General features: G+C 40.3%; 10 protein-coding genes and 1 tRNA gene. 7 read left to right on the top strand and 4 right to left on the bottom strand.

Translation table 11 applies throughout. The features are described from left to right. Positions 1-2: 2 nt before the first annotated feature. The 4 genes from ACTCIM_RS02385 to hemB form a co-directional block, all read right to left on the bottom strand. Positions 3-650: a Smr/MutS family protein gene (locus tag ACTCIM_RS02385; RefSeq protein WP_472313659.1), complete on the bottom strand. Its 648-nt coding sequence runs from the start codon at positions 648-650 to the stop codon at positions 3-5. Between the two features lie 2 nt (positions 651-652). Next, positions 653-1,309 (bottom strand): LOG family protein, encoded by a 657-nt coding sequence (locus tag ACTCIM_RS02380; RefSeq protein WP_464278753.1) that lies wholly within the window; start codon positions 1,307-1,309, stop codon positions 653-655. A gap of 71 nt (positions 1,310-1,380) precedes the next feature. After that, positions 1,381-2,598 (bottom strand): diguanylate cyclase, encoded by a 1,218-nt coding sequence (locus ACTCIM_RS02375; RefSeq protein ID WP_472313657.1) that lies wholly within the window; start codon positions 2,596-2,598, stop codon positions 1,381-1,383. After that, positions 2,589-3,557 (bottom strand): porphobilinogen synthase, encoded by a 969-nt coding sequence (gene hemB / locus ACTCIM_RS02370; protein ID WP_464278750.1) that lies wholly within the window; start codon positions 3,555-3,557, stop codon positions 2,589-2,591. The genes ACTCIM_RS02375 and hemB overlap by 10 nt, the downstream gene beginning before the upstream one ends. 180 nt (positions 3,558-3,737) lie before the next feature. On the opposite strand from hemB, the gene ACTCIM_RS02365 reads away from it, so the two are divergent. From ACTCIM_RS02365 to lon, 7 genes are all read left to right on the top strand, one after another. After that, positions 3,738-3,980, top strand: a complete 243-nt coding sequence (locus ACTCIM_RS02365; protein ID WP_029968472.1) for an SHOCT domain-containing protein — start codon at positions 3,738-3,740, stop codon at positions 3,978-3,980. A 176-nt stretch (positions 3,981-4,156) separates the two neighbouring features. Next, positions 4,157-4,675: a Spy/CpxP family protein refolding chaperone gene (locus ACTCIM_RS02360; protein ID WP_472313655.1), complete on the top strand. Its 519-nt coding sequence runs from the start codon at positions 4,157-4,159 to the stop codon at positions 4,673-4,675. 274 nt (positions 4,676-4,949) lie between these two features. Further along, positions 4,950-5,033 (top strand) — tRNA-Leu (locus ACTCIM_RS02355). 26 nt (positions 5,034-5,059) lie between these two features. Next, positions 5,060-6,397, top strand: coding sequence for a trigger factor (tig, locus tag ACTCIM_RS02350; RefSeq protein ID WP_029968468.1), 1,338 nt, complete (start codon positions 5,060-5,062; stop codon positions 6,395-6,397). 134 nt (positions 6,398-6,531) lie between these two features. Further along, positions 6,532-7,128, top strand: coding sequence for an ATP-dependent Clp endopeptidase proteolytic subunit ClpP (gene clpP / locus ACTCIM_RS02345; RefSeq protein ID WP_472313653.1), 597 nt, complete (start codon positions 6,532-6,534; stop codon positions 7,126-7,128). Between the two features lie 8 nt (positions 7,129-7,136). Next, positions 7,137-8,387 (top strand): ATP-dependent Clp protease ATP-binding subunit ClpX, encoded by a 1,251-nt coding sequence (clpX, locus tag ACTCIM_RS02340; RefSeq protein ID WP_472313651.1) that lies wholly within the window; start codon positions 7,137-7,139, stop codon positions 8,385-8,387. 30 nt (positions 8,388-8,417) lie between these two features. Beyond that, positions 8,418-10,856 carry an endopeptidase La gene (gene lon, locus ACTCIM_RS02335; protein ID WP_472313649.1) on the top strand — a complete coding sequence of 813 codons (2,439 nt, stop codon included), beginning with the start codon at positions 8,418-8,420 and terminating at the stop codon, positions 10,854-10,856. Positions 10,857-10,936 lie beyond the last annotated feature (80 nt).

Raw genomic sequence — 10,936 nt, 5'->3', positions numbered from 1 at the left:
ACTTAAGAGGGGTAAAGATAACGATCCCAAATAATTTTACCTCTACTTTTTTTGTACTTTCTAAGCAAAACATAAATCGCTCCTGCTCCCCCATGACATGGTAGAGCTGAACAGAAGGCTAAAACTATCCGTTTAAGTGGCTCTCTGGTAAGCCAGGATTGTACTTCTCTTTTGAGCACCCCCAGGCCCAAAGGAGAGTTAATTCCTCTGCCGGTAATAATTAATAAACAGCGTTTGTTTTGTAAATAGTTGTCTCGCACAAATTCTAAAAAGGTTATCTTGGCATCATCTACTGTAAAGCCATGTAAATCCAGAGTGGCCTCTATACTAAACTCGCCTCTTTTTAACTTGTTTAGAACCTTTTGATTAACCCCTTTAACAGAACCTTGCAAATATTCATCAGTATATTCCACCAGAAATTCAAAATTACCTGTAAAAAACTGTTCCCATTCTTTGGGCTCTTGTACTTTGACCTTACTTTTTTTGGGTAAGGTTATTTCTGGTCCTTTTTGTTTTAAAGGCTCTACATCAGCCATGGCCTGCCAAAAAAGCTCTAAGTCCTCCTCCTTTTTGGGCGCAGGCTTTATTTTAGGTTTTTCCCTTTTTTCAGGAAACTTTTCCTTGGGAAGTTTCTTAAAGGGGTTGTGCATGGCTAGATAATTACCAGTCTTTTGATGATGTTTAAGACTTCTTCTGCCTCATCTACCACAAAAAAGATATCAAAATCCTGCTCCTTAATAAATTTTTTGGGCAAGAGCTTGTTTTTAAACCAGTCCAGTAAGGGAGACCAAAAATCTTTGCCCACCAAAATGATGGGAAAGGGTTTTATTCTTCTGGTTTGAGTAAGGACCAGGGCTTCGCTCAGTTCATCCAGGGTGCCAAAGCCACCAGGCATGACTACATAAGCCATGGCATACTTGATAAACATTACCTTGCGGACAAAAAAGTAGCGAAAATCACAACGCAGGGTGGTGTATTCATTGGGCTTTTGTTCAAAGGGTAAATGGATGTGCAAACCTACAGACTTTCCCCCGCCTTCTAAAGCCCCTTTATTTCCGGCTTCCATTAGACCAGGCCCACCTCCAGTGATGACTCCATATCCAGCTTCAGCCAATTGTTTGGCTATCTGATAGGTAAGCTGGTATTCTTTTTCTTCTGGACTTACTCTGGCTGAGCCAAAGATGGAGACAGCAGGGCCTAAGTCATTCAGGTTTTCAAAACCATCTACAAATTCAGCCATTATTCTGAATAAACGCCAGGCATCTTTATGCGACAGGTCATCAATTAAATATTGTTTGGATAATCCCATTTTTCCTCCCTGAAATTATATTGCCAGCAATTGTTTGGTATGAGCAGAATTTAGTCAAGAAAAAAGTGGGCTTAAAGATATTCTACTCTATTTCTGCCTTTATTTTTGGCCTGGTAGAGGGCCTGGTCTGCCTGCTCGATGAACTTTTCTGGAGAAGTGCCTTTATAGGTGGTTACTCCCAGGCTAATAGTTATTCTTTCCCAGGGTGATTTTTCATGTTCAATGGTTAGACTTTCTATTCTTTGCCGAATTTTTTCAGCCAGATATTGAGCTCCCTCTAAGCTTACATGGGGTAGTAAAACAATAAATTCTTCTCCTCCAAAGCGACAGAGCAGGTCTTCTTTTCTTTTTAGTTCTTTTAAAATATGGCTGGCTACAGTCTTAAGTATTACATCTCCCTGCAGGTGACCATAGGTATCATTGTATTTTTTAAAAAAGTCAATGTCTATTAGAATTAAGCTAAGAGGATAATGATGCCTTTTACTTCGGTTTATTTCTTCTAAAATGCGCTGATTAAAATATCTCCTATTCCATATCCCAGTCAGAGCATCTGTATAGGCCTGGTTTTCTATTTTAGTATAAGAATCCTTTAACTCTTGCCCTAAAAAACAGATAAAAAAACAACCAGAAAGCAGGATAAGAATGTGCATTCCTAGGGTGGGATAAATGGAGAGACGCTGGAAGGGAAAGTTAATAAGCAGAGCTCCCAGGGTTTCTCCCACCTGGTGCTGATGCTCACTGTCCAGCTTATTATGACAGGTTAAACACTCTTTTTCAGCTTTTAAGGGGTAAAGATAGTAAAAAAAGTCCTGCTTTTCTTTTTTTTCTAGAAAAAAGAGGGGATTCTTTGTTTTTAATAAAGAATTTACCCAGGCTTTTTCTTTGCCCTTGGGTAAATTATCTGGATTTAGAGGATGAGTCCCTAGCATTTTGAATTTAACTTTTTCTTGTTTATAACTTAACTCAGATAGTTGTTTGACCATGTAGGAAGGATTTACTTTAGTTAAGAATTTGTTTTGGGTCTGAATGTCCCTATCAGGGATTTTAAGGTAAGGGTTAGGAGGAGTATTTGGGCTTGCTTCAACATATACTCCTCCCTTTTGGGCATTCCACTTGCGCATAAGCAGAATTAATTTGGCCGTGGTTTCGCCAATTTCTTTGGCTCTTTGTATATTTTGTTTAGGGATAGAGGTAATCTCCACATAGGAATAAGAGCCAAAGCCAACTATCCAGACTAAAAGAAAAAAGGGTATAAATACTTTGGGATTAAACTCTGGTTTTAAATCCATTTTAAAACTTGTTCTGTAAAATAGGATAAAATAAGTTCTGCTCCTGCCCGTTTTATAGCGATTAGGCTTTCCAGTACTACGCTTTTCTCGTCTAACCAGCCCTTTTGAACAGCTGCTTTGATTTGAGCATATTCTCCACTTACCTGGTAGGCTGCCAGGGGATAGGCAAAGTTGTCTTTTAAGAGGCGAAGGATATCCAGGTATGGTAAAGCAGGCTTTACCATAAGGATATCTGCTCCTTCTTTGATATCTGCCTTAGCTTCCCGCAAGGCCTCTAAAGAATTCCTGGGGTCCATTTGATAGGATTTTCTGTCTCCAAACTGGGGAGCGCTTTCAGCTGCTTCTCGAAAAGGACCATAAAAGGAAGAGGCGTATTTGACCGCATAGGACATAATAGGCGTTTCTACAAATCCCTTTTTATCAAGGGCCTTTCTAATGGCCTTTACCCTGCCGTCCATCATATCCGAAGGGGCCACAATGTCTGCTCCAGCTTGAGCATGGGAAAGGGCTGTTTTGGCCAGAAGCTCTAAAGTGGAGTCGTTTTGCACATATTTGTCTTTAATAATCCCGCAATGCCCATGTGAAGTATACTCACAGAGACAAACATCTGTGATGATTATTAGTTCTGGATAGGCTTCTTTTAGGGTCTTGACGCTTTTTTGGATGATTCCATCTGGATTATAGGCCTCGCTGGCAACTTCATCCTTGTGAGCAGGAATCCCAAAGAGAATAAGACTCTTAAGTCCTGCTTCTACTGCTTGTCCCACTTTTTCCTTGAGTTTTGGTAAAGATAGTTGATATTGTCCAGGCATGGAACTTATTTCCTGGCAAAAGGAACTGTCTTCAGTTTCCACCACAAAATAAGGCTGAACCAGGTCTTCAGGGTGTAGTCTGGTTTCAGCTATTATTTCCCTGAGAGCAGTAGTTCTTCTAAGTCTTCTTCCTCTAAAAAAGCCCATAATACTCTCCTAGATTGAATTGTTTTTAAGTTAAGAAAAGCTATCTTTTTCCCTTTTTCCATGGCAGAAAATTAAATAAAGGACAACTCCCTTTTCCTTTCTCTTTTTTATAACTTGTTTTTATTTTTATTGATTTTTTTTGAAGGAATTTTATATGAGAAAATAAAAAGGAGGCTTCAAATGGCTGGATTTGGTTATGGTTATCATCCCTATGGGATGGGGTTTGGCATGGGCTGGGGTATGCTAATTTTTCTCATCCTGGTGATTGGGCTTATATGGGTCTTAATTAGGCAGAGTGCTGGGAGGCCAGGGGAGTATCCTGGTAAAGAAAAAACTCCTCTGGAAATTTTAAAAGAAAGATACGCTCGAGGTGAAATAGATAAGCAGGAATTTGAAGAAAAAAAGAAAGATTTGTTGTCTTAAAAGTGGTTGCACTTTTTGCACCTTTAGAGAGAAAATAAGTGCGATAATTTGCACTTTTTAATTCTGGAAATAAAAGCATACTTCGTGTAACCATCTAAAATGAATAGTTTTTTATCTTTGGCATGTTAACTGTATAACTGAGAACGACATCTGAAATTTAAAAAAGGAGGCTTTTTATGAAAAGGTGGTTTAGTTTAGGAGCACTGGTTTTAACTTTGGCTTTAGTAGCTTCTGCTTTTGCCTTTAGGGGGCCAGGATATTATGGCTATGGCATGGGGCCTGGTATGATGTACGGCTATGAGCAAGATGGAGATGAAGTTGGACCAGGGTATTATGGTATGGGGCCGGGTATGATGTTTGGCGGTTATGGTAGAGGTCACTGCCCTGGACCTTGTATGATGTTTGGTGGTTACGGTATGGGGCCTGGCATGATGTACGGTGGATTTAATTATAGCCCAGAACAACAACAAAAGTTCTTTGAGTTGAGACAGAAGTTTCATAACCAGGTTTATCCCTTAAACCAGGAACTCTGGAGTGTTCAAACAGAGCTTAATGCAGAATTGTTTAAGAACAATCCTGATGTTAAGAAAATTGAAAAGCTGAATAAGAAAATTGCTGAACTTAGAGCTGAACTGTTGAAAAAGCAGATAGAGTTTAGAAAAGAGTTGCAAAAAGAGCTTACTACAAATAAGTGAAGTGAAAATTGAAAAAGCTCAGAGAGGTTTAAGCCCTCTGAGCTTTTATTTTCCTTTTGGAAAATAAATAGCAAGAGGAAGCAGGCAACTTCCCTGGCTATTTAAGTTTTTAATTCTCCTTTGAAGTCAAATAAATTTCTTTTTTGTCCCCAACTAGTTAATTTCTGTTAAAGTCTCTTATTTAACTCAAGCCAGAACAACTAAAAATCAAGAAAAAGCCCAATCTTTAGTTGACAACCAGCTTGGGTGCAGATTAAATGAAATTTTCTCTTTTGCGAGAGTGGCGGAATTGGTAGACGCACTGGACTTAGGATCCAGCGGCTTGTCCGTGGGGGTTCGAGTCCCCCCTCTCGCACCAGTCATTTTAAGGAGGTTTTTTAAGTTATGGAATATCAAGTGGAAGAAGTCTCTGCTGTTAAGAGAAAGGTAAAGGTTCAGGTACCTGCGGAAGAAGTAAATGCAGCCTTGGGGGCAACTATTGCCCTTTATCGCAGAGATGTGGATTTAAAAGGATTTAGAAAAGGTAAAGTGCCTGCTTCGGTTATAGAGAGCAGATTTAAAAAGCAGATTTATAATGAAGCTCAGACAGACCTTATTAATTTACATATAAATGAAATTTTAAATGAGTTAAAAATTGCTCCTCTTTCTCGCATTGATGTGGATGCTGGAGAGTTTAAAAAGGGAGAAGACTTTAGCTATTCTTTTAGCTTTGAAGTTGCTCCTCAGTTTGAACTGCCAGAATATAAGGGGCTTAAGGTAGAAGAAGAGGAAGTGGTTGTAGAGGAAGAAGAGGTTGAAGCTGTAATCAAGAGACTGCAGGAGAGAATGGCTGAATTTGTGGTTATTGATGAAGATAGAGAGCCCAAGCCTGGAGAGGCAGTGGTGGTTGATTTTAAGGCCTTTGATGGGGATAAGCCTTTAGAAGGGATTGCAGCTACCAATTTTCAATTGGTGTTAGGAGAAGGTCAGGCTTTAGAAGACTTTGAAAAGATTATCTATGGCCTTAAGTCCGGACAAACCGGCGAAGGTGAAGTTGCCTTGCCTGAAGATTTTATTAACAAAGATTTGGCCGGTAAGACTATTAAAATGCAGGTAACCTTACACGCTGTTAAGGAAAAGAAATTGCCTGCTTTAGATGATGGTTTTGCCCGAAAGGCTGGAAACTTCAAAAACTTAGAAGAATTAAAGGACTCCATTAGAAAGTCCTATACTGCCACCCGCAAGGAACTAAATAAGAGTGTGGCTCAGAAAAAACTTTTGGATGACCTTAAGGAAAAGGTGGAATTTGAATTGCCTCCTTCTTTGGTGGAGTTTCATTTAGAACAAAAAATTAGAAAATACATAGATAGGCTGGAAAGACAGGGTAAAAGCCTGGAATCCACAGGCAAGACCCTGGAGGATTTAAAAGAGGAATATAGGGCTGAAGCTGAGGATATTGCCAAGTCTGAGATTTTGTTGTTGGCTATTGCCCAGCAGGAGAACCTCACAGTAGATCAAAGCGAAATGGAAGCAGAAATTCAAAAAATAGCCACCTATTCTGGCCAGACCTTTGATGCAGTGTGGGAGTTTTATGAGAAAAATAACCTGATGATTGCGCTTAAGGATAAGATTTTAGCTGACAAGGCCATGGAGCTTATCTATTCAGAGGCAGAAGTGACCTTGGTACCTCCCAAGGCAAAAGAAGAAGACAGCCCTCAGGATAAACAAGAAGAAGAAAAATAAGCGTGGGAAAAGGGGGCTTTAAGCCCCCTTTTTGCTTTTTGTCCTTCCCTTTCTGCGTGAAAACAGGGTCTAGTCAAACCTGTAAAAAAAGATTATCTTTTTACCTAGAAATTTAAAAATAAAAGGAGTTTTCTATGTCTTATACCATTCCCATGGTTATTGAAACTACAGGCAGGGGTGAACGAGCCTATGATATTTTTTCTCGACTTTTAAAGGACAGAATTATTTTACTGGGTACTCCTATTGACGATAGAGTGGCCAATCTCATCTGTGCCCAGCTTTTGTTTTTGGAATCAGAAAATCCAGAAAAAGAGATTAGTTTTTATATTAATTCTCCTGGCGGTTCAGTGACTGCTGGTCTGGCCATTTATGATACCATGCAGTATATTTCTGCTCCTGTGGCTACGGTTTGCATTGGTCAGGCTGCCAGTATGGCCGCTATTTTGTTGGCTGCAGGAGAAAAGGGAATGCGTTATGCCCTTCCCCACAGCAGGATTCTTATTCATCAGCCCATGGGTGGATTTCAGGGACAGGCTACGGACATTGACATTCAAGCCAGAGAAATTATTCGTTTGAAGAGTATTTTAAATGAAATTTTGGCCAAACATACTGGAGCTGATATCAAGAAAGTGGAAAAAGATACCGATAGAGATTTTTATATGGGAGCAGAAGAAGCAGTGGAATATGGCCTTATTGATAAGGTCCTGGTTTCCAGAGAAGACATTAAATAGAGGTTTTTATGAGCAAGACAAAGGATTATTTAAAAGGGATTAAGTGTTCATTTTGTGGGAAGAATCAGGAGGAAGTAGAAAGGCTTATTGCTGGCCCTGATGTATATATTTGTAATGAGTGTGTTGCCCTGTGTGGAGAGATTATCTCGCAGGAGGAAAGTAAGGTTGCTTTTGATGAGCATGAGCTCTTATCTCCAGAAGAGATTAAAAAAGCCCTGGATGGTTATGTTATTGGCCAGGAGCAAGCCAAGAAAATTCTCTCTGTAGCTGTTTATAATCACTATAAGCGAATTCGGTATGCAGATCAGAAACTGGAAGGAGAGGAAGTAGAGCTAGATAAGTCCAATATTTTGCTTATCGGTCCCACTGGTTCTGGAAAAACCCTTTTGGCCAAAACTCTGGCCAGAATTTTAAAGGTGCCCTTTGCCATTGCTGATGCGACCACTTTAACAGAAGCAGGATATGTGGGCGAGGATGTGGAAAATATTCTGGTCCAGCTGGTGCAAAATGCTGATTATGATGTTGCTGCTGCTTCTAAGGGAATAGTATACATCGATGAAATAGATAAGATTGGTCGGAAAGGTGACAACCCCTCTATTACCAGAGATGTTTCTGGAGAAGGAGTACAACAGGCTTTGCTCAAAATTATTGAAGGTACTGTGGCCAATATTCCACCTAAAGGTGGGCGCAAACACCCTCAACAGGAGTTTATTCGCATAGATACCTCCAATATTTTGTTTATTATGGGAGGTGCTTTTATTGGCCTGGAAAAGATTGTGCAGCAAAGAATTGCTGGTACGGCCCTGGGATTTGGAGCCAGGATTTCGAGAAGGGACTACACTACTGATGAACTCCTAACCCAGGTTTCTCCTGAGGACTTAATTCGTTTTGGGCTTATTCCTGAGTTTGTAGGCAGGATTCCAGTGATTACAGCCTTACAGGAGCTTACAGAAGAAGATCTGGTGCGTATCCTGGTAGAGCCCAAGAATGCCCTGGTAAAGCAATATCAAAAACTTTTTGAATTAGATGGAGTAAAATTGCGTTTTACCACCAATGCCTTAAAGGCTATAGCCCAGAAGGCCTATGCCAATAAAACCGGGGCCAGAGGGCTAAGAAGTGTTTTGGAGCGTTTGATGCTGGATGTAATGTACAAACTACCTTCTCTTAAAGATGTTAAAGAGTGTGTGGTCAATAAGGCCGTGGTAGAGAACGGTTTAGAGCCGATTATAATTTATGACGAAGAAACTAAAAGTGCTTAAAAGCTACTTTTAGTTACGAGGTGATTTTGTATGGAAGAAAAAAAATTGCTTTACTTTGCTCCAGAAGAGGAGATTTTACCTGTAATGACCTTGCGGGAAGTGGTAATGTTCCCCAAGGCCATAGTTCCTCTTTTTGTGGGCAGAGAAAAGTCCATGAAAGCTATAGATGCAGCTTTGGCTGATTTTGATAAAAGGATTTTTTTGGTCACGCAAAAAGACCCTGAAATAGAAGACCCTGACAAAGATGATTTGTATGAAGTGGGTTGTGTTAGCCGCATTTTACAGGTCTTTAAGTTGCCTGATGGTACCAACAAGGTGCTCTTTGAAGGTATTTATAGGGCACGCTTAGATAAGGCTACTTTGCTTCAGGGAGATTATTTTCGAGCAAGAGTGACCAGCTATCCAGATAGTGATTATGACAAAAGTGAAGCAGAAGCTCTGATTCGTTTGGTGCAGGAATCTTTAGAAGAGTTTGCTCAATTAAATCCCAAGATGGCCAAAGAGTCCTTGCTCAGTTTATCGTCTTTAAAGGACCCTGCCTTTTTAGCTGATGGAATTTTACCTCACCTGAATGTGAAGTTTCCTGAAAAACAAGAAGTCCTGGAATTGGCCAATCCCCTGCAGAGGCTGGAAAAGGTCTATGGCTATCTTCAGGGTGAGATAGAGATTTATTCTTTAGAGCAGAGAATCAAAAATAGAGTCAAAAAGCAGATGGAAAAGAATCAGAGGGAATACTATCTCTCTGAACAACTTAAGGCCATTCATAAGGAAATGGGCAGGGATGTAGACCCCAAGGCAGAATTGGATAAGCTGGAAGAAAAAATTGAAGCCAAAAATATGCCTGAAGAAGCCAAGAAAAGGGCTCTGGAAGAGCTAAAGAAATTAAAAATTACTCCCACCAATTCTGCAGAATATACCGTAAGTTATAACTATATTGACTGGATTTTGGCTTTGCCCTGGAATGAGCTTAAAGATACAGATATTGACCTGGAAGACGCAGCCAGGATTCTGGATGAGGACCATTATGGCCTGGAAAAACCCAAAGAAAGGATTTTAGAATACCTGGCAGTGCAAAAGTTGGCAGGTAAAGTAAAGGGTCCCATATTGTGTCTGGTAGGTCCTCCTGGGGTAGGTAAGACTTCCTTGGCCAAGTCTGTAGCCAGAGCTATGCAAAGAGAATTTGTACGCCTTTCCTTAGGTGGAGTTCGGGATGAAGCTGAAATAAGAGGGCATAGGCGTACTTATGTGGGAGCTTTGCCTGGAAAAATTATTCAGAGCTTAAAAAAGGTTCAATACAATAATCCAGTTTTTTGTTTGGATGAAGTGGATAAGATGAGTGCTGACTTTAGAGGCGACCCTGCTGCAGCCCTGTTGGAAGTTTTGGACCCTGAGCAAAATTATGCCTTTAATGACCACTACTTAGACCTGGATTATGATTTGTCTAATATCTTTTTTATCACTACTGCCAATAGTTTACATACCATTCCCTTGCCTTTGCAGGATAGAATGGAAATTATTAAACTACCCGGGTACCTGGAAACAGAGAAAAAGAAGATTGCCCGTTATTTTCTTTTGCCCAAGCAATTAAAGGCTACTGGCCTGGAAGAGTCCAGGTTGCGCATCTCTGACGGAGCTATAGAAGAGATTATCCGTCATTATACCAGAGAGGCTGGAGTTAGAAATCTGGAGAGGGAGATTGCTTCTATTTGCCGCAAGGTAGCCAAAAAGCTGGTCAGTGAAAAAGAGACCAGGGAAATTACTATCTCTAAAAATAATCTTGGTAGCTACCTGGGAGTTCCCAAGGTAAAAAGAAGCGATAGGGAAGAACAACCTCTGGTAGGAGTTACGGTGGGACTGGCCTGGACTGAATTGGGTGGAGAAATCTTATTGGTAGAAGCTACCATTATGCCTGGAAGTGGAAAATTAGAGATTACAGGTAAGCTGGGTGAAGTGATGCAGGAAAGTGCCAGAGCAGCTTTAAGTTATGTGCGTTCTCGTTCGGAAGTCTTTGGTTTGAAGCCTGATTTTTACAAGGAAATAGATGTCCATATCCATGTCCCAGAAGCTGCAACCCCTAAAGATGGTCCTTCTGCTGGTATTACTTTGACTACCAGTTTGATTTCTGCACTCTTGAATCTGCCTGTGCGAAATGATCTGGCCATGACCGGAGAGATTACTTTAAGAGGTAGGGTTTTACCCATTGGAGGATTAAGGGAAAAGTTACTGGCAGCCAAGAGGTCAGAAATAAAAGAAGTGCTTATTCCCTGGGATAATCAGAAGGATTTGGAAGAAGTTCCTCAAGAGGTTTTAAAGGGGTTGGAGATTACTCCTGTAAAACATATGGATGAAGTTTTACCCCTGGCTTTAGTGGGAGCTGACAAAGAAAGTCTATTTTGTGGAACTAACAACTGTCTTTCTCTTACTCAAAAACTCCTAAAGGAAGAATTCCGTTCCTCCACTCAACAATAGTTTAAAAAAATAGATTTATTAAAGTAGCCAGGCTTTTTAAAAAAGTCTGGCTTTTTTTTGGTTTTTATTTTAAGTCTACA

This window comes from Desulfonauticus sp. (assembly GCF_055126295.1).
The sequence above is the reverse complement of the archived record's forward strand: the minus strand, read 5'-3'. Positions and strand labels throughout refer to the sequence as shown.